Here is a 24167-nt window from a genome sequence, read left to right as displayed (position 1 = left end):
CGCATTCACTCCGCTTCGATTTCTGCGATGGTCCGCTTCACGACACGCACCACCTGCTCCAATTGCCGCTTGTCGTCCTTGTTGAGTGCCTTCAACGGCGGGCGGGGCGGACCGGCATGGAATCCGTTCATTTCGCAGCCATGCTTGATGCACTGGATAAACTTTCCGCCTTGCTCCAAGACGCGCATCAGCGGCATCATGGCAGACATGATCCGGCGCCCTTTGGCAAAATCGCCGTCGATGACACAGGCCTTCCACAGGGCGATATGCTCCTTAGGCAGGAAATTTGACCCTCCGCAAACCCATGAGCGGCCGCCCCATGCGAAGAATTCCAGGGCCTGATCGTCCATCCCGCATGACATCTGGATGTGAGGATAGTCCCGTGCTAGCAGATGGACCCTATTGATGTCGCCAGAGCTCTCCTTGATAGCACAGAAGTTACGACTACGACCGACCCGGTCGAGGAATTCCTCGCCCATGTTGATACCCATGCGCCCGGGATAGTTGTAGAGCATGACCGGAAGATCTGCCGCACGGTCGATTGCCAGGGCGTTGAGTGCATTCTCACGCTCAGTGGGAACGGAATAGGGCGGCGAACCGACCAGTATTGATGCTGCGCCGATCTTTGCGGCATGTTCTGCCATGGCGATCGAGTCAGGTAGCCGGATGGCCACGGTCCCCACCATCAAAGGCACTCTTCCCGCGATGATATCCATGGCGAAACTCGCCATTTCCATTCGCTCTTCCATCGACTGCGCGTAGTATTCACCAGTCGAGCCACCATTGATCAATCCGTGAACACCTGACTCGATCAGGTGATCAATGATCGCAGCGAAAGCATCCCGATCAATCGAGCCATCCTCCCGATGCGGGGTCATAACCGGCGTGTAAATACCCTCGAACTTCATGAGGCTCCTCATTGGGCCGACGATTTCGGCGCATTGCCAAGCGGGATCTGCATGCCCGCCGGGGTAACAAAACTTTCAATTTCAGCGCGCGAGAGCTCCCAATGTGCGATGGCGAGGTCAGCAGCGGCATCCGCGTCTCCGGCCTCAATCAGAGCAATGAATTCGTCATGCTGATCGGCTGCGATCGAGCGCTGCTCGGCAAGCGTCGGGTTGCGCGGGCTGTAGAAAGTCATGGCCCAGCGTGTGTGGTCGATCAGGAGGCGCCGCAGGCTCGGAGTGAGATACTCGTTGTCGGCCATCTCGCCGATCACTGCGTGAAACCGCTCGTTCATCAATGCGCGGCCAGCAGTGTCGCCGTCACGGATCGCGGCACGAAACAGAAGCTGAGCGTCCTTCAGGCGCATGATCTGGGCAGGTCTGGCGTTTTCAGCCGCCAGCCTCGAAACCGCCGCATAGATCATCGGCGCCACGACAAAGAAATTCCGCATGGTCTTGTGCGTCATCGGTGACACCTGGGCACCGCGGTTTTCGTGCAGTACGACGTAGCCGTCACCGGCGAGCTGTCGAAGGACTTCACGAAGCGGCGGCCTGGAAATCTCGTAGGCCTCTGAGATCAACGTCTCGTCCAGGTAGGATCCAGGCTCAAGATCCTGGGTCAGGATCCGTCTCTGCAGGTCCTCAAGGCAGATCGACTTCTTGCTGCGTCCATCCTCATTCATCGCATTTCCTCCTGTCTGAACTTCGTCGTCGGGTGACGGTCAGACTGTCTGAGATTTGTAGTCTAAAAAAATACATGTTGTCTACAACGCTTTTTTGTGTTTTTGATTTGACCAACAAGAAGCTCATGAAGCGCGAGAGAAGGCACCCGTCACCAGACTCAGCTGTTGATTGCCTTCCTGCCAAAAGCGCAGGCTGAAAAGTCTGCGTGATTGTATGGAGCGAATAGCCAAGCCGGAAAAGGAATCCGAGCTTGTCAAACCATCTCTGCCGGAAAGCGTGGGGCCGGCAGCTTGGATAACGAATAACCGCGCTGAGGAGAACGAGAATGAAGACGTTTCTGTACACCACAGCGGCCATCGGAGCGCTGTGCTTCGCAGGCACTGCGAACGCCGCTTGCGGAGACATTTCGCTGGGGTCATTCAGCTGGCAGTCATCCGAGGCGATGACCGCCGTTGACAATCTTATCTTGAATGCCGGCTACGGCTGTAACTCGTCGATCGTTGTCGGGGACACGGTACCGACAATCACATCCATGATCGAGAAGGGGCAGCCGGACATTGCTCCCGAAGCAACGCCTAGCCTTCTCGGTGAAGTTTATACAAGTGGTGAAGCCGAAGGCCGCATCAGTCAGATCGGAACGGCGATCAGCGACGGCCAGGTGTCAGGCTGGTACATCCCGCAATACATTGCCGACGCTCATCCGGACATTAAGACGGTTGAAGACGCGATGAAGCGCCCTGAACTCTTCCCCGCGGCGGAAGATCCTTCAAAGGGTGCCGTCATCCAGGGTCCGCAGGGTTGGGGCGACACCGTTGTGACCGCGCAGCTCTTCAAGGCGCTGAATAATCCTAATTTTGTGATGGTCCCCACCGGCTCTGCCGCAGCCCTCGATGGCGCCATTGCCAAGGCATATGAACAGAATCAAGGCATCATCGCCCAGTATTGGTCACCGACCTCCCTCCTTGGCAAGTATCCAATGATGCGTCTTGAAATGCCTCATGATGCTGACGAATGGGCTCGCTGCACTTCCAAGCAGGATTGCCCGGATCCGAAGCCGAACTACTGGAAGCAGGCTGAGATGGTCACACTCGGCAGTGCAGGGGTAGTCGACCGCCTTGGTCCTGACGCAGCCGCCTATATCGCAAAGCGCAGCTGGACCCAGGCCGAGGTTGGCAAGGTCATGCTGTGGATGACCGAGAACCAGGCCAATGGTGCCGATGGCGCCAAATGGTTCATCAAGAACATGCCTGAAGTTTGGACCCAGTGGGTCCCAACAGAAGTCGCCGAAAAGGTCAAGGCCGCCGCCAACTGATCTTTTTCCGGCAGGGCGGGAGGCTTCGCAACGGCGCAGCCTCCTACAAATTCACTCTGGACGCAGCCACAAGTCTGGCGCCGTTGGGGTATAGCATGGACTGGCTCTTCCGTTTTCCGCAATTGAGTTCCGAAACCCTGCTGATCATGAAAAGGGCGATTGATGGCGGGCTCAAAGATCTGACCCGAAGCTATGGTCAGTCAATTGAGGGATTCTTCTACCCTTTGCTTCAGGTGCTCATTTTCTTTGAAAGAATGATGCTGAATGCACCTTGGCCGCTGGTCATCATTGTGATTGCTGCCATCAGCTGGTTTGCAGCCAGAAGCTGGAGAATCGTCTCCGTCGTCATGACTTTGATGGTGGCTGTTGGCCTGTTCGGGTTGTGGACCGATGCCATGAAAACGATCTCGCTTGTTGTCACGGCCACACTTTTCTCCATTGCCCTCGGAATACCGCTCGGTATTGCGATGAACCGCTTCGAACGGGCTGGCAGAGCTATGCAGACGGTTCTTGATGTCATGCAGACAATGCCGCCCTTCGTCTATCTCATCCCAGTGGTGATGTTGCTGGGCATCGGCAGGGTTCCGGGCTTCATTGCTGTTGTCATCTATGCCATTCCACCGATCATCCGCCTGACTGACCTCGGTATTCGGCTGGTTGACAAGGAGGTACTGGAGGCAGCCGATGCATATGGATGTTCGCGATCACAGAAGCTGTGGAAGGTACAGATTCCTCTCGCCTTGCCGACCATTATGGCAGGCATCAATCAGACAATAATGATGGCGCTCGGTATGGTCGTCATTGCGTCAATGATAGGGGTGCAGGGACTTGGTCTCAACGTCCTCCAGGCAATCGCCAATCAGTATTTCACGCAAGGTATACTGAATGGTTTTGCAATCGTAGCGATCGCAATCATCTTTGACCGTATCAGCCAGGCCTATGGCCAACGCCTGCAAAAGCACAGGGGTCAGCGCCATGACTAGCAGCCAGACATCCATCGAGATTAGCGATCTCTACAAGATCTTCGGATCGTCACCTCGGGCTCATGTCGAGGCGGTCCGCAAAGGTCTGTCCAAGAGTGACCTCGGAAGTATGCACGGCCATATCCTCGGCCTCAACAATATCAGCATTTCCATGCCGGCCGGAAAGATACAGGTCGTCATGGGTCTGTCGGGCTCCGGCAAATCGACGTTGATCCGGCACATAAACCGGCTCATTGATCCGACATCAGGCTCGATCATGATCGACGGGCAGAATGTCGTTGATATGTCGGAGAACGAATTACGAGAATTCCGCCGCAAAAAGACGGCTATGGTGTTTCAACGCTTCGGCCTGCTTCCGCATCGCAGCGTTGTAGACAATGTCATGTTCGGCCTTGAAGTGCGTGGTGTAGATCACGGCAAGGCGCGTGCGACTGCCATGCGCTGGATCGAACGCGTCGGATTGATCGGATTTGAGAATCGTTTCCCCGACGAATTATCGGGGGGAATGCAACAGCGTGTGGGCCTAGCCCGAGCGCTGAGCAACGATGCTTCGATCCTGTTGATGGATGAGGCCTATTCCGCGCTTGACCCGCTCATAAGGACGGACATGCAGACCATGTTGCTTGACCTGCAGTCAGAACTCAAGAAGACCATTGTGTTCATCACGCATGACCTTGACGAGGCTCTGCGGCTTGGCGACAAGATTGTGATCCTGCGCGACGGCTCGATCATCCAACAGGGCGACAGCCAGGATATCCTCCTCCGGCCAGCTGACGACTACATCCGGCGTTTCGTCAAAGACGTAAACCGGGGTCGCTACATCATGATTGATGCGGTCATGAAACCGGTCACCGCAGACAGCGCGGGTGACATGCTACACCACAGAATACGGTCGGGCCTCTCGCTTGAAGCCGCCGCCAGGGAGTTGGCAAGCAGTTCTTTTGATGCGGCCCTCGTGATTAATGAACGCGATGAACCCATTGGTGCGGTTTCACTGCGCGACATTACGGCTGCGGCTTCGTCAGTGTTGGACGTTGAACAGGTCACATGACACCTGCGATGGTGAATGGCAGGCTGCCCTCGATCTCTCGCGCCCGGGGCCATGATCATGGAACTTCTGTTCTGAAGTTTGTGGCTGTCCCCTGCTCATTCTTGTGAGCAAGAGGAGCCTGCAGTGGTGCATTGTATTGCACCATGACCTTGCAAATTGAGGAGACGACATGGCAGAACCTCGGTGGATCGGTTATGAGGATGCCCCAGCCCTGATCAACTGGCCCGACGCGATTTCCGCCTTGCGCGCGGGCCACGCCTACCCCAGAGCACAGGTTGCCGACGTGTTCCTTGGCCCTGGGGAAGGCTCTCTACTGAGCCGAGCGGCCTGGATCGACGGCCTGGGCTATGGAGTGAAGTCCGTCACCGTTTTCGGTGACAACCCTCAGTTTGGACTGCCTACCGTACAGGGCGCGATGCAGGTCTTCGAGCCCGGACGAGGTGTCCCCAAGGCAATCATTGAAAGCCGCCTTATCACGGAGTTGAAAACAGCTGCTGACTCCGTGCTGGGCGCGACATTTCTGGCCCGTCCCGACAGTACGACATTGCTCATTGTGGGTGCAGGCGCGGTCGCGCGCAGTCTGGTGGCCGCCTATGCCGCCACCTTTCCAACCATAAAGCGCATTGAAGTCTGGGCGCGTAGGCTCGAGCAAGCCGAAGCGTTTCAGAGACAGGTTGATGTTCCAGGTGTCGACATCTCTACGGTCACCGATCTCGCTGCCGCAGCCAGCACAGCGGACATTATCGCAAGCGCTACCATGGCACGCCAACCCGTTTTGTTTGGTAAATGGATCCGCCCCGGCACACATGTGGACCTGATCGGGGCATTCAAGGCCGACATGCGCGAGGCCGATGATGACCTGATTTCAATGGCGTCGCTCTACGTCGATAGCCGCGACACCACGATCAACCACATCGGCGAGTTGCTTATTCCGATCGCTTCAGGGGTGATTGACGCAAGTGCAGTGCGTGGAGATCTGTATGACCTGACTACTGGTAAGACGAAGGGGCGCTCGGCCAAAGAAGAGGTAACCGTATTCAAAAACGGTGGTGGCGCTCATCTCGACCTGATGATCGCCCACTACATCGTCGCAACGGTGGAGCGCGTCGATGCCCTGGATCGAGGACCGACAGCCACAGCGCCATTTCTGTAGTCATCCCCATTCGATGACATGGGAAGCAATGTGCCCAGATATCGGCCCGGCATGATAGTGACAAGGCTCAGCGCGACCTGTGTCGCGACAGAAAGCGTTCGATTTCGCGTTGTTGTGGCTGTCTGCCGGTGAAAATGGTGACATATTCGGGGATGCGCCTCAGACGCAGCTCAAGGGCTTCTTGAGTCTGCATCGAGATATATCCGATCTGGACAAGATAAAGTGTTCTAGCCCTGACATCTGCAATCTCTGGTTCTTGACCAAAGCGTTCGAACATACGACCAAGAGCATCAAGGCGCGCAGTGTCAGCGGCCCGCACCTGCTTCAGGATTTCATCAGACTGGATTGCCCAGCTTCGGACTGCAAATTCAAATTGTGCATCAAAAAGGTCTGTGTCTAGCCAGCAGTCAAAGACATTGAGGGTCGCTTCCGCAATGCTTTCTGCATACGCCTCGGACCGCCGCACCAGATTGCCAGTGTTCTTGTCTCTCCATCTTGCAATCAATGCGGCCAAAAGCTCCTCGCGATCCTTGAAAAACCAGTAGAAACTGGTGCGCGACAGCTTTAACCGTTTGGCCAAGGGAAGGATCTTGACTGCGTCAACGCCTCCTTCGAGCAGGGCCTCGTAGGCAGCCTCCAACCACCTGTCACCTGATCCACGCCAGCCTGTATCGACAGAATTCTCGTCCATGTCCTTCTCCTAGCGCAGCGATCTGGTCTTCGCAATAATGTGTCAAAGTGTACACGTAAGTCATTTAATTTGACACTAATGTACATTTCCGCTAAGGTAGAGTTCTTTTCCTGTGATGGAGCGTGCCATGTCCACTGACCCCTTGCTGCAACCCTTCCAGCTGAAACACCTCACGCTGAGGAACCGCATCATCGTCACCTCGCACGAGCCGGCCTATCCGGAAGACGGCATGCCGAAGGAGCGTTACCGCGCCTACACCGTAGAGCGCGCGAAAGGCGGCGTGGCGCTCACCATGACGGCAGGCTCCGCGGCGGTCTCGAAGGACAGTCCGCCGGTGTTCAACAACCTGCTGGCCTACAAGGACGAGATCGTTCCCTGGGTGCGCGAGATGACCGATGCCGTTCACGAGGCCGGCGCGGCGATCATGATCCAGCTCACCCATCTTGGCCGACGGACCCGCTGGGACAAGGGAGACTGGCTGCCTGTCGTTGCTCCCTCCCATCTTCGCGAGCCGGCGCACCGCGCCTATCCGAAAAAGATCGAGGACTGGGATATCGAGCGCATCATCAAAGACTTCGCCGACGCGGCCGAGCGCATGAAGGCCGGCGGCATGGACGGTGTCGAACTCGAAGCCTATGGCCATCTGATCGACCAGTTCGCGTCACCGCTGACCAACGAGCTCGACGGCCCCTATGGCGGCTCCCTGGAAAACCGCATGAAGTTCTGTTTCGACGTCTTCTCGGCGATCCGAAAACGGGTGGGCGACGATTTCATTCTCGGCGTCCGCTACACGGCCGATGAACAACTGAAGGGCGGCACGAGCAAGGCGGAAGGGCTGGAGATATCCCGCCTGCTGCGCGACAGCGGCCTGATCGATTACCTCAATGTCGTGCGCGGCCATATCGACACCGACCCCGGGCTGACGGACCTCATCCCCATTCAGGGCATGGCCAATTCCCCGCACCTCGATTTTGCAGGTGAAATCCGCGCCGCGACGAACTTCCCGACCTTCCACGCGGCCAAGATCCCCGACGTCGCGACAGCGCGCCACGCCATTGCGGCCGGCAAGGTGGACATGGTAGGCATGACCCGCGCGCACATGACCGACCCCCACATCGTCCGCAAGATCATGGAGAAGCGCGAGGAAGACATCCGCCCCTGTGTCGGCGCCAACTACTGTCTCGACCGCATCTATCAGGGTGGCGCCGCCTACTGCATCCACAACGCGGCAACCGGACGCGAACTGTCCTTGCCGCACGAGATCCCGAGGGCAGAAAGCCGCCGCAAGATCGTGGTTGTCGGCACCGGCCCCGGCGGCATGGAAGCCGCGCGTGTCGCGGCTGAGCGCGGTCACGAGGTCGTCGTCTTCGAAGCGGCCGACAAACCCGGCGGCCAGATCCGCCTGACCGCTCAGAGCCCGCGCCGTCGCGAGATGATCAGCATCATCGATTGGCGCATGGCGCAATGTGAAAAGCTGGGCGTCACCTTTCACTTCAACACCTGGGCGGATGCTGACACCGTGCTGGCAGAGCAGCCGGACGTCGTAGTCATCGCCACGGGCGGCATGGCGCACACGGAGGTGCTGGAGGAAGGAAACGAGCTGGTGGTCTCGGCCTGGGACATCATCTCGGGCGACGTGAAGCCCGGCACCAATGTGCTCATCTTCGACGACGCCGGCGATCATTCGGGTCTTCAGGCCGCCGAGATCATCGCCGCGACCGGCGCCAAGGTCGAGATCATGACGCCGGATCGCTCCTTCGCGCCCGAAGTCATGGCCATGAACCTCGTTCCCTACATGCGCTCACTGCAACAGAAGGACGTCACCTTCACCGTGACCTTCCGCCTGCAATCCGTAGCGCGCGACGGCAATCGCCTGGCGGCCCGGGTAGGCAGCGACTATGGCGGCATCTATCAAACCCGCTTCGTCGATCAGGTCGTCGTCAACAACGGCACCCTTCCGCTCGACGACCTCTATTTCGAACTGAAGGGGCTCTCCTCCAACGGCGGTGAAGTCTCCTATGACGATCTCATAGCCGGCAATCCACAGCGCGTGGTTCGTAACCCTGAAGGCACATTCCAGCTGTTCCGGATCGGCGATGCAATCGCCGCCCGCAACACCCATGCCGCCATCCATGACGCCCTGCGACTGGTAAAAGATCTCTAGTCGCCCAAGCCGAACCGGCCCATCCGCAAGGGAGCCGGTCGACAAAAAAGAACGCCCGCGGAAAGCGGGCGTTTTGAGGTAGGCACCATGCGGGATCGTGGTCCGGGAGAATGCACTTATCGATCGATCACGAGATCGGTCAGGGGCCTGGAACAGCAGGGGAGGAAGAAGCCGGCATCGATCTCGCGCTGGCGAATCCCGCCTTCGTGCTTCATGTCGACGAGACCACTGACGAGCTTCGACTTGCACGTGCCGCAAATGCCATTGGCGCAGGATGATGGGATGCGGACACCCATTTTCTTCGCGCAGGACAGCACAGTCTGCCCGGCATCGACATCGAGCACTTTAGCCTGCTTCAGGAACTGCACCTTGTAGCTGACTGCAGCCGCCGGCACCTCCGCGACGATTGCCGGGGTGTCGACGACGGATGCGTCGAAGCTCTCCTCCAGATACCGATCCGCGCCGACGCCGAGTTCTGCGCAAATCGTGCGTGCCGCAGCCATGAACGGTGCGGGGCCGCAGCAAAGGACGTGCCGCGCGGCAATATCCGGCACCATCAACGACAGCAATTCCCTGGAGATCCGGCCGCTCAGACCCGACCAGGCGGGATCGCCCGTCAGCACCTCCGGCAGGAAGACGAGCCTCAACCCCTTCACGCGACGCGCCAGAACGGCAAGCTCCTCGCGAAACAGCAGATCGAGCGGCGTGCGGCCGGCATGCAGAAACACCACATCCACCGGCTCGGCCCTGTCTGCCATCTCCCGCACCATCGCCATCACGGGCGTGATCCCGGAACCGCCTGAAAGCATCAGGTACTTCGCCGCCTCCAGGCGAATGAACTTGCCCATCGGCCCCGACGCCCGCAGATCCATGCCGGGTTTGAGATTGTCGTGCATCCAGTTCGACACCTTGCCGCCCGCCACCCGTTTGACGGTCACGGTAACGGCGTTCTGCCGCAGGGGAGACGAGGAGATGCTGTAACAGCGACCATTCTCCTCATCATCGATGCCGGGCTCGAACAGGAAGTACTGCCCCGCCTTGAACGCAATCCTCTTGCCCTGCGGCGATGCCAGCGTGAAGCTTTTGACATCGTGGGTCTCGTCGTGGACATCGAGACAGACCAGTCTGTCGTCTGTTTCGGGATCCCACACGTCGCTGGCGACAGGGCGGGAAATGGTTTCGCCGTCAGTAGCCATGGGCGCGCATCCGATCGATGTACCAGGTGGCGAAGTCGTCGAGTGCGCGCTCGCTGAAGCGAGAATAGGGGCCCGGCTCATAGGCCGGATCGCTCACCCCGGCCTGCGACCGGGCCACCAGATCGGCATCCTGGTTGGTGGTTTCGATCCACACATGCGTGAGCTTGTGCAGGTCATAGTCGACGCCCTCCACCGCGTCCTTGTGGACCAGCCACTTGGTGCGCACCAGCGTCTTGTCGGCAGAGAGTGGGATGACCATGGCCGTGACAGCATGGTCGCCCATGAAGTGGTTCCAGCTGTTATGGCCCCACAGATGGGTGTCGCCCAGATCCTTGCGCGTCATCTTCCCGAGAAGTTTCGAAGACGCCGCCGTTGCATCCTCAGTCTGGGATTCGCCAGCGCCGGCGATGATCAGCCGCTGGGTGCGGAAATTGGTCTCGCAGTCCCGCACCTGCTCGACCGTGGCCGAGGGAAAACCGTCCGCTTCCCAGGCCTTGGTCCGCTCAGCATACATGGCAAAATGCGCCTCTGCCTGTTCCCGATCCTCCGCACTCAGGCTCTCCGGATCGAAGCCGAAGTCCAGATCGACGAAGGACACGCAGAGCTCGGGGTGGTTGGCCGAGCAGTGGTAACACTCGCGATTGTTTTCCATCGTGAGCTTCCAGTTGCCCTCTTCGATGACATCGACCTGATGGGCGACCTTCGCATTGCGCAGATCGTAAGGCGCGAGACGCTCGCGCATCACTTCGTCGAGGGTCTCGATATCCTTGGGCGCCTCGTCGGCCAGACAGATATAGATCAGCCCGCCGATCGACTTGAACTGGACCGGCTTCAGGCTGCGACAGCTCTTGTCGAAATCCTTGCCCATATGCGGCGCATAGGAGAGCGCACCGTCGAGCTCATAGGTCCACTGATGATAGGGACAGACCAGCTTCGACACGACGGTCGGACCGGCGTCCAGGATGCGGGCGCCGCGATGACGACAGACGTTTCGGACCACGCGGATCTCGTTCTCGTCGTCACGCAGAAGGATGACGCTGATCTTCCCGATATCGATCACGACGGCATCGCCTGCCTCGGGCACTTCGCATTCCAGGCCGACATAGATCCAGTGCCGCATGAAGAAGACGTCGAGATCGGCTTCGAAGACATCGTCGCGCGTGTAGAGACCCGCGGGCAGCGAATGGCCGTCAGCACGCGCGTCGAGAAGCGAGGAAAGGGGGGAGGCGAACCGGTTGAGCATAACACACCCTTATCTGAGGTTATGCCGATCATGGCATTAAACCGATCCACTTCAACTGCACAAATTGGACCGCTTGACATTCCCTCAAGTAATGTCAGATGCTCGTTGAATGCGAGGTAACATGAAGAGCTTGCGACGACAGCTTCCGCCAATGACCGCCCTGATGGCATTCGAAGCCGCCGCCCGGCTGGCGAGTTTTACACGTGCCGCCGAGGAACTGGGGGTCACCCAGGCGGCGGTCAGCCGCCAGATTCACACGCTGGAGGAAGATTTCGGGTTCTTGTTGTTCACGCGCGGCCATCGGAAAGTGACGTTAACGGCCCAAGGCAGATCGCTTGCCGCTGCGGCCAGTGATGCCCTCCGGATGATTGCCGATGCTACAACAGAGTTGCGCCGGGAGGGGAGCGGCGAGGAGCTGACGATTTCAGCAACAGTGGCATTCTCCCATTTTTGGCTTATGCCGCGCATGTCGCAGTTTTCGAGACTGCACCCTGAGACCACATTGCGGATTGTAAGTCAGGACGCGATGCCCGCTCTTGATTACGGCGAGGTCGATGTCGCTATCCGTTTCGGTTTGGGGGAATGGCAAAACGGTCGTGCGGAGATGCTGTTCCGGGATGAGGTCTTCCCTGTTTGTAGCCCGGAGTTTGCCGAGAACCTTGCTGCAGACATGTCGGCAGCCGACTTGATCCGGCTACCGCTCATTTCAAATGAGGCCGATGATCCCATGTGGATAGGTTGGAACGCCTGGTTGTCGAACTTCGAAGTCCCCAACCCCGGCAAGGTTCGTGGGATGCGGTGTAGCTTCTATACCGAGGCGATCTATGCAGCGCTAAATGGTCACGGCGTTGCGCTGGGATGGAACCGACTTGTCAGCGACTTGCTCGACCAGAAGCGGCTGGTCAGACTCGGCCGAATGTCGGTGGTGCCGAAAGGGGGCTATTATGTAGTGGCGCCCAGAATCCGCAAGTCAACAGCATCCCTTGAGCACTTCATGGATTGGCTGTTGACGGAGCAGTTGACTTCCTAACGACGTCCATTTTGGCAAGGGTCAAGTGAGATCAAGTGGCTCGTATGTTGCATGAGCCATTGGCTTGGGTGGACTTGGCTTCCACGGGTGCGGTAGAATGACCTTGGAAAATTACTCCGCAGCAAATTCCAGCAAGAGGTGATTAAGCTAAGCCTTAGCGCCGCGCGCCGAAGCCAGCCAGACATCCGTGCGCGATGCACTGCAGTTGCTTGAGAAGGAGGGGGCGATCGCTGCTTTCCCTCAGGCCCGTACTGAGGCGACGCCGTCGATCTCGCTCAGGCACTGGAGACCCAGTTCCTACGCCTGTCGCTCGAACTTGAGGTTGTTCGCGGCGTTGCAACTAAGGCTGGCCGTGATGCTGCGGCTCAAGCAGAGCGAATTGTGCAGCTTCAGGAGATAGCGTTAAGCATCGATGGAGATATGGAGCGGTTCGGGCAGCTTGATCGGCAGTTTCACCAGAGCATGTTGAGGCGGCAGGAGTTCCCGATCTGTGGATTCTTTCCGGGACGCTCGCTCAAGTCGAAGAATTCGACGAGATCACGCCCAGTTTTTAGGCGTTTCCAGGCGCAAAGCAGTTCCATTGCGTCGGAGAGTTACCTATGCGGGGGTGTGCATTGCCAGTGAGCATCTGATGTTCGATTGTCAGCAGGTCGTGGATTATCTGAGCCCCCTAAGCGTTCGGCGCCTGCAAGGGTCAAGGTCACGTGGCTCAAGAGTGTGGGGCAAGTTCCATAATTCAGATTATCTGATTTATGTATGTAGCCGCAAAGTTGAAGTGTCCTGTTTCTGCAAAGTTGGAATGTCACACTCCCCGGGTCTGAATGACGTCTGGGAGATTGCAGATGGGATTGATAGCGATGAGCGAGCGCGATCTGCAGCGGATCGAGGTTTTGTCGAAGGTTGCCGCCGGTCGGATGACCGTGGTGTCGGCGGCGCATGTGCTTGACCTGAGTGAGCGTCAGGTGCGTCGGCTCTTGCAACGAATGCGGACTGGCGGCGCGGCTTCGATCCGGCATAAGGCGATCGGTCGGCCCTCAAACAATCGGATCAGTGACGCGGTTCGCGATTATGCGATGACGCTGGTCCGCGAATGTTATGCGGATTTCGGTCCGACCTTGGCGACGGAGAAGTTGGCTGAGCGCGATGGCTTGCGGGTGTCACGCGAGACAGTACGCGGTTGGATGTCCGAGGCCGGACTGTGGCTGTCACGCAGGCAGCGCCGGACGTTTCATCAACCGCGACTGCGGCGCGAAGCCTATGGCGAACTGGTGCAGATCGACGGGTCAGAGCACCGCTGGTTCGAGGATCGTGGACCAGCGTGTTCGCTTCTGGTGTTTGTCGACGATGCGACCGGCAGGCTGATGCAGTTGCGCTTTGTGCGTTCCGAAAGTGCCTTCACCTATTTCGAGGCCCTGGAGCTCTATCTCAAGCGTCACGGCGCACCGATTGCCTTTTATTCGGACAAGCATTCGGTGTTTCGGGTGGCGAAGAAGGATGCGAAGGGTGGCCAGGGATGACGCAGTTCGGGCGTGCGCTTTGCGAGTTAAATATCGAGATTCTTTGTGCAAATTCGAGCCAGGCCAAGGGTCGCGTTGAGCGGATGAACCGGACGCTGCAGGACCGTCTGGTCAAGGAACTCAGGCTGTGCGGCATCGACAGCATGGAGGCCGGCAATGCGTTTCTGCCTGGTTTCATGGAGAACTACAATGCGCGTTTTGCGGTTACCCCTGCCCGTTCAGACGACCTGCACCGACCGCTGAATCTGGCGCCGGATCGGTTGACGGAGATCCTGTGCAAGCGCGAGCAGCGCTATGTCGGATCGCAACTGACGTTCTCGTTCGAGCGCAAGCGGATCATGCTGGAGGAGAGCGAGGTGACGCGCGGTCTGGTGGGTCGTTATGTCGAGACCTACGCCTATGCCGACGGTCGGCTTGATGTTCGTTGGAAGGGTTGTTCCCTGCCTTACACGGTGTTCGAAAAGGACCAGCGGGTGACGCATGCGGCGATCACCGAGAACAAGCGGCTCGGGGATGTTCTGGCCTATATCAAGGAGCGCCAGGAGCAGCAGGACAAGCCGAAGGTGAAGAGCAACAGCGAGAAGATTGGCTATAAGCCGACCGGTCGCAAGCCTGGGAGACGTCTGGACGTCCTGAACGATCCGGCGGTGATTGCACGGCGCCAGAAAACGCTGGCACGGCAGCAGGCTGCAGAATGAGGCGTCTCAAAGCTAAAGGCGAAGAAGTGCGCCCCACCCGCCCCGATCTGATCTTGCAAGCGGGTCTGCCGCTCAGATCGGGGCTGATCGTGGTGCTGTGTGGTGACTGCTGCAGACATTTCTACTTTGCAGCACAGCGGACATTCCAATTCCTCCGCCACAATGTATGTAGCCGCAAAGTTGAAGTGTCCTGTTTCTGCAAAGTTGGAATGTCACACTCCCCGGGTCTGAATGACGTCTGGGAGATTGCAGATGGGATTGATAGCGATGAGCGAGCGCGATCTGCAGCGGATCGAGGTTTTGTCGAAGGTTGCCGCCGGTCGGATGACCGTGGTGTCGGCGGCGCATGTGCTTGACCTGAGTGAGCGTCAGGTGCGTCGGCTCTTGCAACGAATGCGGACTGGCGGCGCGGCTTCGATCCGGCATAAGGCGATCGGTCGGCCCTCAAACAATCGGATCAGTGACGCGGTTCGCGATTATGCGATGACGCTGGTCCGCGAATGTTATGCGGATTTCGGTCCGACCTTGGCGACGGAGAAGTTGGCTGAGCGCGATGGCTTGCGGGTGTCACGCGAGACAGTACGCGGTTGGATGTCCGAGGCCGGACTGTGGCTGTCACGCAGGCAGCGCCGGACGTTTCATCAACCGCGACTGCGGCGCGAAGCCTATGGCGAACTGGTGCAGATCGACGGGTCAGAGCACCGCTGGTTCGAGGATCGTGGACCAGCGTGTTCGCTTCTGGTGTTTGTCGACGATGCGACCGGCAGGCTGATGCAGTTGCGCTTTGTGCGTTCCGAAAGTGCCTTCACCTATTTCGAGGCCCTGGAGCTCTATCTCAAGCGTCACGGCGCACCGATTGCCTTTTATTCGGACAAGCATTCGGTGTTTCGGGTGGCGAAGAAGGATGCGAAGGGTGGCCAGGGGATGACGCAGTTCGGGCGTGCGCTTTGCGAGTTAAATATCGAGATTCTTTGTGCAAATTCGAGCCAGGCCAAGGGTCGCGTTGAGCGGATGAACCGGACGCTGCAGGACCGTCTGGTCAAGGAACTCAGGCTGTGCGGCATCGACAGCATGGAGGCCGGCAATGCGTTTCTGCCTGGTTTCATGGAGAACTACAATGCGCGTTTTGCGGTTACCCCTGCCCGTTCAGACGACCTGCACCGACCGCTGAATCTGGCGCCGGATCGGTTGACGGAGATCCTGTGCAAGCGCGAGCAGCGCTATGTCGGATCGCAACTGACGTTCTCGTTCGAGCGCAAGCGGATCATGCTGGAGGAGAGCGAGGTGACGCGCGGTCTGGTGGGTCGTTATGTCGAGACCTACGCCTATGCCGACGGTCGGCTTGATGTTCGTTGGAAGGGTTGTTCCCTGCCTTACACGGTGTTCGAAAAGGACCAGCGGGTGACGCATGCGGCGATCACCGAGAACAAGCGGCTCGGGGATGTTCTGGCCTATATCAAGGAGCGCCAGGAGCAGCAGGACAAGCCGAAGGTGAAGAGCAACAGCGAGAAGATTGGCTATAAGCCGACCGGTCGCAAGCCTGGGAGACGTCTGGACGTCCTGAACGATCCGGCGGTGATTGCACGGCGCCAGAAAACGCTGGCACGGCAGCAGGCTGCAGAATGAGGCGTCTCAAAGCTAAAGGCGAAGAAGTGCGCCCCACCCGCCCCGATCTGATCTTGCAAGCGGGTCTGCCGCTCAGATCGGGGCTGATCGTGGTGCTGTGTGGTGACTGCTGCAGACATTTCTACTTTGCAGCACAGCGGACATTCCAATTCCTCCGCCACAATGTATGTAGGCGGGGTACATTCTATTTCCAAGTGCGACATGCCAGTAATTTCAATGGCTTCACTTTGGAGATTTTGGCATGTCCAGATGCTACACGCAAATCACCCTCGCCGATCGCCGACGCCTTCAACAGCTGATGACAGCGAAAGTGTCCATCAACGAGATGGCGCGCCTACTTGGTCGTCATCGCTCGACGATCTATCGCGAGATCAGGCGCAACACGTTCCATGATCGTGAACTGCCAGACTATGAGGGCTATTACAGTACGCTTGCCAATGATCTGGCTCGGGAACGGCGATGCAGGCTGAGGAAGCTCAGACGTCATCCTGACTTGCGCGAGGAAGTTATCAGTCAATTGAAGGCTCGCTGGTCACCGGAACAGATTGCCGGACGCCTGGTTTCGGACGGTGTATCCCTGGTTCGTGTCTGCAAGGAGACGATCTATCGCTTCATTTACAACAAGGAGGACTACGGCTTAGGTCTCTATCATTACCTGCCGGAAGCGCGCCGCAAACGTCGTCCATTGCGCTCGAGGAAACCGCGCGACGGTGCGTTTCCATCGACGCATCGGATCTCGGAAAGGCCTGATATCGTTGGGCAAAGACTACAATTCGGTCATTGGGAGGGTGATCTCATGATCTTTGAGCGTCCATTCGGCCAAGCAAACATCACCTCGCTGGTCGAGCGCAAGAGCCGCTACCTTGTGCTGATCAAGAACCCAAGCCGGCATTCCGGTCCGATCATGGACAAGATCATCAGATCATTCTCACCCTTACCGGCATTCGCACGTCGAAGCTTCACCTTTGACCGCAGAACCGAGTTCGCTGGGTTCAGGGCTTTGGAAGATGGAATTGGCGCATCCAGTTGGTTCTGCGATCCCAGTGCACCCTCGCAAAAAGGCACGGTCGAGAACACTAACAAGCGTCTTCGTCGCTATCTACCCGGTAATACCGATCTGATGTCGGTGTCACAACGCGACCTGACCACTCTTACAAGGCATCTCAACAATCAGCCGCGCAAATGCCTTGGATACAAGACGCCGGCCGAGGTGTTCATGGCCAATTTGCACGGAAGCGCGTGATCCCCTACCCTTTAGGCAGGCATGATGCAGTTGGGTTAGCTCCTCCAAGCTTCTACATTTGCGGTTTGCCGGGTCGGAGAACACGTTCGACTATCTCCATGCAACGAAGGCCTATTGCAGCAATGGGGTAAGCCGCTTGCTTTCTACAGCGACAAGCATGGTGTTTTCCGGTCGACCAATGCTTCGAAGACCGACAGGACGACCGGTCTGACACAAATCGGTCGGGCGCTTTATGAACTGAACATCGACATCATCTGCGCCAACACGCCTCAGGCCAAAGGCCGGGTCGAGCGGGCCAATCAGACGCTGCAGGATCGCTTGGTGAAGGAGATGCGACTTAGGGGCATCAGCACGATCGAAGCGGCTAATGCCTATGCACCGGAGTTCATTGAAGACTTCAACAAGCGTTTTGGCAAGCTGCCGCGCAATCCGAAAGACATGCACCGACCTCTTGCTGATCATGAGAACCTCGACGGCGCCATGTGTCGAAAGGAAGTCCGAACACTGTCGCAGTCTCTGACGCTACGCTACGACAAGGTGCTGTTCATTCTCGATCCGACCGAGATTTCGCGCCCCCTGGCCGGGCAAAAGGTCGTTGTCTGTGATTACCCGGACGGCAGGCTGGAGATCATGCACCAGAGCTTTTCCCTGCCCTACAGGACCTTCGACACGTTACGGTCGGTGCATCGCGCTGAAGTCGTCGAGAACAAACGGCTGGACGACATGCTGTCGATCGTTGCTGAGATGCAGGCAGGTCGGGAACTTGAGCGTAGCAAAGGCGGCCCAAGCCGCTCGGGTCAGACGGATCATATGTTTGGCATTCGTGACGGCAGCAGAGGCAATGGCTATGAGAAGCGTGGCCGCAAACCGGGCCGTCGGACTGATTTCATGAATGATCCGAAGGTGATTGCCAGACGGGAGAAGGCGTTGATGAAGGCACCTGCTGCGGAATGAGAATCGTCAATGCACGCCGATATCACTTTGCATGTCCGATTCCAGCTGCAGACAAGCGGACCAAAGCGGAGCTTTGTGGAAGGAGCCGTCCTCAAAAATGGCAAGCCCTTCCCTTGCCTCATAGAGCAGACCGAGCCAGCACAAACGCCGGAAGACACCATATTGAAGATCATGTTTCAGGTTCCAGGCTTCAATGGTCATTCCGGTTTCCGTCAAAGGTTCCAGGTCTGGACGGAGGATTTTGACAACCTCCATTGGGGTACACCCTTCTCTGGTCTTGATGTTGAGAAGATTCAGAAACATGCGCCACCAACGTAACCTTGCGTGAACGGCCTGTTCCCGTTCGGCGTCGTGGATATAGGTATAGAGATAGTCTGCAGCGATCAGATCGAAGTACCTCTGCGGCTTCTCCAGAAACTCTCGGCCGCGTTTGGTTGCCAGCAAAAGCCCTTTTCTGCGACGAAGGAACTTCATGTGGAGGCTCATATCGCGCACGACCCAGAGCGGCGGCACGTCGTTTTCATTCAGGACTTTGTGCATGCTGTAGAGGTCTTCGGCTGTGAAGCCTGGCCAGATGAAGTTCACAGCTGCCCAGTGTACGAACTTGCGGTTCATGGCCCCGGTCGCCGTCAATCCGATGCCGCCCTCTTCCTCGGCATAGGCAACTGAGAGCATCATTCCGCGGATCAGTGGTGATATCGCGGCGAGATCGACATCGGCCTGCAATTTGATTTCTGGCAGCATCGTGAGCTGTGACTCTCCCTACCCTTTCACGTTCCAGGATAGGAGTATCAACCGTCGGCGGAGGATTTGCTACCGAGGAAGCTAAAGCCGAAGCGGAGTTCCCCACCCGCCCCGATCTTATCTTGCAAGCGGGTCTGCCGCTCAGATCGGGGCTGATCGTGGTGCTGTGTGGTGACTGCTGCAGACTTTTCTACTTTGCAGCACAGCGGACATTCCAATTCCTCCGCCACACTGTATGTAAAGAAGCGAACGGACTGGCTTGCCATTCTTGGAAAATAGCCTTGCAAATCTTCCATTTTATGGAATAATTGCAAGGTATGTATCAACGCCATACCAGCGAGATTGTGCTATCCGCCCTTGATGCCCAAGCGGCTGTTGTCCTTTTGGGGCCCCGGCAGGTTGGCAAGACCACACTTGCGCTAGAGATAGGCGAGCAACGTCCATCGGTGTATCTCGACCTGCAACGCGACGCGGATCGGCAGATCCTGACAGAGGCCGATCTCTACCTGAACGAACAAGTCGGCAAGCTGGTGATCCTGGATGAGGTTCAGCAGATGCCGGACCTATTCAAAAACCTCCGTGGGCAGATCGACATGCGACGACGCAAGGGATCCCGCACGGGGCAGTTCCTTTTGCTGGGGTCTGCGTCAAACGTTCTGCTGCATCAATCGGCCGAATCCCTCGCCGGGCGGGTTCGCTATATCGAGATGCCGCCTCTCTTGCTGGACGAAGTAGGCAAAGACAGGTTGAACGACCTGTGGTTGCGGGGCGGTTTTCCCGACAGCTTTCGGGCGAATAGCAACCGGGCCAGCATGACCTGGCGCGAGGATTTTCTACGTACCTATCTGGAGCGCGATATCCCTTCCCTGGGTCCGCGGATCCCTGCAACCACGCTGCGCCGCTTCTGGACGATGCTGGCGCATGCGCAGGGTGGCCTGTTGAATGCGAGCGCTCTTGCCGAAGGACTAGGCGTCTCAGGTCAGACCGTAGCACGATACCTTGATCTGCTCGTCGATCTCATGCTTGTGCGGCGCCTGCAGCCCTGGCACGAAAATGCCGGCAAGCGCCTTGTCAAGTCGCCAAAGGTCTTCGTCAGGGATAGCGGCCTCGTCCATGCCTTGCTTGGCCTCGGTTCGCTGGAAAGCTTGTTGGGACATCCTGTGATCGGTGGAAGCTGGGAAGGGTTTTGCATAGAGACCCTGATCGCTGCGGCGCCAACCGGGACCGAGCCTTTCTTTTACCGGACCGCGGCGGGGGCTGAGCTTGACCTTGTTCTGCGGCTTCCCGGAAATGGCATCTGGGCGATCGAGATCAAGCGCACCACCGCGCCCAAGGTGTCGCGTGGTTTCCACCTGGCGGTCGAGGACATCAAGGCAGACCGGAAGATGCTGGTCTACGCCGGTGACCAGGAGGTCCCGACAGGTGATGATTTGCGCGCAATGCCACTGGCTGCCGCCGTGAGCATGTTGCGCAATCTGTAGTGCTTCTTGAAGTCCGCTCGGTGTCGGCGTTGATGCATGAACCATAATTCAACGTTTCGTGCTTGTCCAATTGAGGTCGAAGCCAGCGTAATTGTAACCGGCTAGATAGGCATGGCTGGGTTCACATTCCAATGGATGACGGCCTCGCTATGTCAATGGCGGCAAGTATGTCGGCCATGATGTCGAGGGTTCGACCCACGCCCCCGCAAAGGAGGCGACCCCAGGGGAATGACGATCACTGAGGCGCAACGAGGCGAGCCAAACAATGCCGGGCTCGGTGAAGGTCCAGGGGAAGGCGACGTTGTGTATTGTGCTGAAGACGACGGCTCTCTCATCAAAGGCCAACATCCGGGTAAGGCCCGTCAGCTTGGCCAGACGTGGATGATGGCCTGGATGACCTTCCTGGGAAATCGGCAGGATGCTGTCTGCGACCGATTGGGCGGTAACAGCGCGTCTGTCGAGAGACCGGAGATCGGGCTCCAGAACAACCCGCCAGCCGGTCTCTTCAATCCGTTCGATACCTTGTCGGCAAGACGTGTTTAACGATCCATCTCTCCGGTCAATCCCATCAAGGTCTTGGTGACTTCCGTCAGGTGCGATAGCCAACCAAACGGACAGGCAAACGAATCCGGGGACCCGATAATAGACCGGCCATGTCAGCAATCGAAAGGATTTGGGCCGCAGAAGCCATTATTGACAGGGATGTCCAAATCGAAATGACGCTGAACAATGTCTGGAAAAGTAGAATGAATGGTCCCCTTCTGAAACCCAGGGACCAGCATGCGATACCATAACCTATGGCAATATGTTTCGTCCCCTGGATCGCCATACTCACGGCAAAGCGGTTGACGCGGCGGGATCAAAGACGCCCCGGCGCCTGGTCCGTATGGCGAAATGCGCAATGCATGATTTTGCAACGGTTGAGACCGAGGCGGTTCGACACGGAACGTTTTGCCGCATCATTATTGCCTTTCGGCCCAAACTGCCTAGTTTGCAGTTCATGAGACACAGCATGAAACTCGGGCGAATTGGATGATCTGGATTGCGGCAGCGCTACTAACCGCAACCGTTATCATGCTTTACTACCGTCGTCGGCGTCTGGCCCTTCTGGTCGTATCCGTCCTGTCGCTGGCAGCCATCATCATCTGGTCCTTTGCATCGGGCGTGAGCCAACAGCAAAGGCAGGAACGGCAGGCCGTCAGCGCTTCGATAGGCTTGGCAGTGTCTTGCGCAGAACCGGAGCAGGCTCTGGAAATCACACTTGAAAACAATTCGGCAAGTCAGGTGAGACGGGTTTCGCTCACGGTTGCCGCCTCGCTTGCCGGTCAGGCCGATATTGTCTATCGCGGATCAGTTCGGGAAGGCGTGATCATCGAACCCGGTTCGACAGCAACACTTTGCTACAAGCCGCTATACCATGGCTTTCGGCACCCCCGTCCCGACGTAATCGACACGTCACTCTATGACTGGAGGAGCGAGGTCACGGTTGTAAACTTTGATGGTGACGTCAGCAATTGAGCCATGGACAAGGTCATGGGGTACTGACAGGCAAGATTGCCAGCATGACTCCGCAACCGCTTTCTGATCGTTGCAAGGAAGTAGTGCGCAGCAAAACCACCTGCAACACACCGGCAGTTCGCATCGGTTTTGTGCGAAAACGACTATTCCTTTTTTCGCTTCCAAGACATCTCGCGAACGCGATACCTTACCTGCTAAGACAGCGCAGACCAGGAATGCCACAGCATTTTGATGTTTTGGAACCGGAATACGAAAAGCGCCACTTTCACTCTTGCATGGGGGGTGACTTGCCGCTATGAGACAGCCCGCGCAAGTGAGCGCCGACCAATGTGACCGGAGAGGTGGCTGAGTGGTCGAAAGCACCGCACTCGAAATGCGGCATACTCGCAAGGGTATCGTGGGTTCGAATCCCACCCTCTCCGCCACTTGCCCTCTGTCCGAACCGAAGACATAGGTAACAGTTTGTACCTAAGACATAGGTGACAATCTCGTGCGCGACGAGGCTTGTCGATGGTTTGCAGCGTTCTCTGTTCCAGGTCGATATATCCCAGATCATAGTGCATGAAGCTGACGAGCCAAATGCCGTCTTCCACCTCCTTTAATCCCAGTTTCTGCCCTGCCAGCACGGTCGAGATGTTGATCTTCTTTCGATAGAGGCAGGCGCGTCCGCAATTGGTGATGATGATGTCGCGATCATGGAAGGGATAATCGATTTCCGGCAGGCCGAGGTAGGGTCGCGAAGAGGCGGTATAGAGGTCGGCAGGCACTTTCATGCCGATCGCCTCATGTGGCCTTTCACCATTGAATTCGCTGAGGAATGCATCGAAGCGCACCTGTTGCTGAAACAGGTTACGTTCGGGCGGTCTCGTTGCCTCCTTCTTCAATGTCAGATGCATTCGCTCATGCCGACCGTTCTGCTGGGGATGGCCGGGTTTGATGCGCTCGATCACAATCCCAAGCCTCAACCAGAAGACCGACAGCTTCGACAGATTGTAGAGCCCGTTTGGTGAAGCGAACGGTAGCCCGTTGTCCGAGCGTATCGCCTGAGGCAGGCCATGTTCGGCAAACAGGCGGCGAAAGGCTTCGATCACGGCCTGTTCGCGTGTCGATCTGAAGGCTTCGCAAGCCAATAGATAGCGTGATGCCTGATCGGTTACGGTCAGAGGGTAACAATAACGACCATTCCCGAGCTTGAACTCGCCCTTGAAGTCGGCGCACCACAGATCGTTTGCATTGACGGCCTCAGACAGCATGGTGCCCATGGCCTTGTTTGCCCGGTTCCTCTTGCGGGCCTGGCGCACAAGGCCATGGCGGTCGAGCACCGCATGCACGGTGCTGTTGGCCGGAATACGGACGTCACCGGCGAGTTTCTTCACCAGCAGTTCACGGATTTTGCGTGCGCCCCAGTGCGGCTTCTCCTTTTTGAGGCGCACGATCATGGCCTCGACAGGATCGGGGAGTTGGTTGGCGTAGCGCACCGGACGCCGGGATCGGTCCGTCAGAGCTTCAAGCCCATCGTCCTTGTAGCGATTGAATATCTTGTAGCCGGTCTTGCGCGATATGCCGAAATCCCGGCACACCTCGCTCATTCCTTCACCCTCCAGTAATCGGGCGACAAAGCGAAGACGTTCTTCCATAACCGAAGTCTCTCTCCACGGCATCAACACCTCCCGCCAAAAGCGAAAAGTGTTACCCATGTCTCCGGTACAAAACGTCACCTATCTCTCAGGTCGGGCACTCGCGAAAGCGTTCTCTCGATCCGGCTGCGACCGGATTTTCCCGTTGTTTTCGAGGGTTATGCGGGCGGGGCTGAGCACTGCCTACTGCGCCAGGAGGCCCCGAAGCGGTCTCTCGGGGCCGATATTCTCCGGACCTGTTGCCTGCGCGGATTTAGTGAATTCTATCCAAGTGACTGAAAATGTGTCAATTTTTGAC

General features: G+C 57.6%; 18 protein-coding genes, 1 tRNA gene and 3 pseudogenes. 15 read left to right on the top strand and 7 right to left on the bottom strand.

Going from position 1 to position 24167, the window contains the following annotated elements; translation table 11 throughout:
- Positions 1-5 precede the first annotated feature (5 nt).
- A complete protein-coding gene (locus tag FE840_RS19510; RefSeq protein WP_138289193.1) occupies positions 6-908 on the bottom strand; it encodes a dihydrodipicolinate synthase family protein in 903 nt (300 codons plus the stop codon).
- Positions 909-916: 8 nt separating this feature from the next.
- Positions 917-1627: a GntR family transcriptional regulator gene (locus FE840_RS19505; protein WP_138289194.1), complete on the bottom strand. Its 711-nt coding sequence runs from the start codon at positions 1625-1627 to the stop codon at positions 917-919.
- A gap of 326 nt (positions 1628-1953) precedes the next feature.
- Here FE840_RS19505 and FE840_RS19500 point away from each other — a divergent pair, with 326 nt between their 5' ends.
- The 4 genes from FE840_RS19500 (at position 1954) to FE840_RS19485 (ending at position 6127) form a co-directional block, all read left to right on the top strand.
- Positions 1954-2940, top strand: coding sequence for a glycine betaine ABC transporter substrate-binding protein (locus tag FE840_RS19500; protein WP_138289195.1), 987 nt, complete (start codon positions 1954-1956; stop codon positions 2938-2940).
- 95 nt (positions 2941-3035) lie between these two features.
- Positions 3036-3923 (top strand): ABC transporter permease, encoded by an 888-nt coding sequence (locus FE840_RS19495; protein WP_138289196.1) that lies wholly within the window; start codon positions 3036-3038, stop codon positions 3921-3923.
- Entirely contained in the window at positions 3916-4974 is a 1059-nt protein-coding gene (locus tag FE840_RS19490) for a quaternary amine ABC transporter ATP-binding protein (RefSeq protein ID WP_246318951.1), read from the top strand. Before FE840_RS19495 ends, FE840_RS19490 begins: the two co-directional genes overlap by 8 nt.
- Before the next feature lie 169 nt (positions 4975-5143).
- Complete coding sequence (locus tag FE840_RS19485; RefSeq protein ID WP_138289198.1) at positions 5144-6127, top strand: ornithine cyclodeaminase family protein; 984 nt, start codon at positions 5144-5146, stop codon at positions 6125-6127.
- A 67-nt stretch (positions 6128-6194) separates the two neighbouring features.
- On the opposite strand, the gene FE840_RS19480 is transcribed toward FE840_RS19485, so the two are convergent.
- On the bottom strand, positions 6195-6818 hold the full coding sequence (locus FE840_RS19480) for a TetR/AcrR family transcriptional regulator (RefSeq protein WP_138289199.1): 624 nt from the start codon (positions 6816-6818) through the stop codon (positions 6195-6197).
- 127 nt (positions 6819-6945) lie between these two features.
- On the opposite strand from FE840_RS19480, the gene FE840_RS19475 reads away from it, so the two are divergent.
- Complete coding sequence (locus tag FE840_RS19475) at positions 6946-8982, top strand: NADH:flavin oxidoreductase (RefSeq protein ID WP_138289200.1); 2037 nt, start codon at positions 6946-6948, stop codon at positions 8980-8982.
- Positions 8983-9098: 116 nt separating this feature from the next.
- On the opposite strand, the gene FE840_RS19470 is transcribed toward FE840_RS19475, so the two are convergent.
- Together FE840_RS19470 and FE840_RS19465 are read right to left on the bottom strand one after the other, a co-directional pair.
- Positions 9099-10178: an FAD-binding oxidoreductase gene (locus FE840_RS19470; protein ID WP_138289201.1), complete on the bottom strand. Its 1080-nt coding sequence runs from the start codon at positions 10176-10178 to the stop codon at positions 9099-9101.
- Entirely contained in the window at positions 10168-11421 is a 1254-nt protein-coding gene (locus FE840_RS19465) for an aromatic ring-hydroxylating oxygenase subunit alpha (RefSeq protein ID WP_138289202.1), read from the bottom strand. The genes FE840_RS19470 and FE840_RS19465 overlap by 11 nt, the downstream gene beginning before the upstream one ends.
- Before the next feature lie 163 nt (positions 11422-11584).
- Between FE840_RS19465 and FE840_RS19460 the strand changes: the two genes are divergently transcribed.
- From FE840_RS19460 to FE840_RS19435, 6 genes and pseudogenes are all read left to right on the top strand, one after another.
- Entirely contained in the window at positions 11585-12451 is an 867-nt protein-coding gene (locus FE840_RS19460; protein ID WP_246318950.1) for a LysR substrate-binding domain-containing protein, read from the top strand.
- A gap of 282 nt (positions 12452-12733) precedes the next feature.
- Positions 12734-13075 (top strand): FCD domain-containing protein, encoded by a 342-nt coding sequence (locus FE840_RS21220; RefSeq protein ID WP_138289207.1) that lies wholly within the window; start codon positions 12734-12736, stop codon positions 13073-13075.
- Positions 13076-13293: 218 nt separating this feature from the next.
- Positions 13294-14666 (top strand): annotated as a pseudogene (locus FE840_RS19450) (ISNCY family transposase).
- Positions 14667-14918: 252 nt separating this feature from the next.
- On the top strand, positions 14919-16292 hold the full coding sequence (locus FE840_RS19445) for an ISNCY family transposase (protein ID WP_138289825.1): 1374 nt from the start codon (positions 14919-14921) through the stop codon (positions 16290-16292).
- A gap of 241 nt (positions 16293-16533) precedes the next feature.
- Positions 16534-17535: an IS30 family transposase gene (locus tag FE840_RS19440; protein ID WP_138289804.1), complete on the top strand. Its 1002-nt coding sequence runs from the start codon at positions 16534-16536 to the stop codon at positions 17533-17535.
- A gap of 37 nt (positions 17536-17572) precedes the next feature.
- Positions 17573-18489, top strand: a pseudogene (locus FE840_RS19435) (ISNCY family transposase); the annotation flags it as partial.
- Positions 18490-18495: 6 nt separating this feature from the next.
- Here the strand turns inward: FE840_RS19435 and FE840_RS19430 are convergent.
- Positions 18496-19233, bottom strand: coding sequence for a hypothetical protein (locus FE840_RS19430; protein ID WP_138289802.1), 738 nt, complete (start codon positions 19231-19233; stop codon positions 18496-18498).
- Between the two features lie 317 nt (positions 19234-19550).
- On the opposite strand from FE840_RS19430, the gene FE840_RS19425 reads away from it, so the two are divergent.
- The 4 genes from FE840_RS19425 (at position 19551) to FE840_RS19410 (ending at position 22657) form a co-directional block, all read left to right on the top strand.
- The gene (locus FE840_RS19425; protein ID WP_138289800.1) at positions 19551-20714 is read left to right on the top strand and encodes an ATP-binding protein; all 1164 of its coding nucleotides are present in this window, start codon (positions 19551-19553) and stop codon (positions 20712-20714) included.
- A gap of 228 nt (positions 20715-20942) precedes the next feature.
- Positions 20943-21257, top strand: coding sequence for a hypothetical protein (locus tag FE840_RS19420; RefSeq protein WP_138289798.1), 315 nt, complete (start codon positions 20943-20945; stop codon positions 21255-21257).
- Between the two features lie 489 nt (positions 21258-21746).
- A complete protein-coding gene (locus tag FE840_RS19415; protein ID WP_138289796.1) occupies positions 21747-22232 on the top strand; it encodes a hypothetical protein in 486 nt (161 codons plus the stop codon).
- A 335-nt stretch (positions 22233-22567) separates the two neighbouring features.
- Positions 22568-22657: transfer RNA gene (locus FE840_RS19410), tRNA-Ser, on the top strand.
- 43 nt (positions 22658-22700) lie between these two features.
- On the opposite strand, the pseudogene FE840_RS19405 reads toward FE840_RS19410, so the two are convergent.
- A pseudogene (locus FE840_RS19405) lies at positions 22701-23893 on the bottom strand (IS481 family transposase).
- Positions 23894-24167 lie beyond the last annotated feature (274 nt).

This window comes from Peteryoungia desertarenae (assembly GCF_005860795.2).
In the GTDB taxonomy this organism is placed as follows: Bacteria; Pseudomonadota; Alphaproteobacteria; order Rhizobiales; family Rhizobiaceae; genus Allorhizobium; species Allorhizobium desertarenae.
The sequence above is the reverse complement of the archived record's forward strand: the minus strand, read 5'-3'. Positions and strand labels throughout refer to the sequence as shown.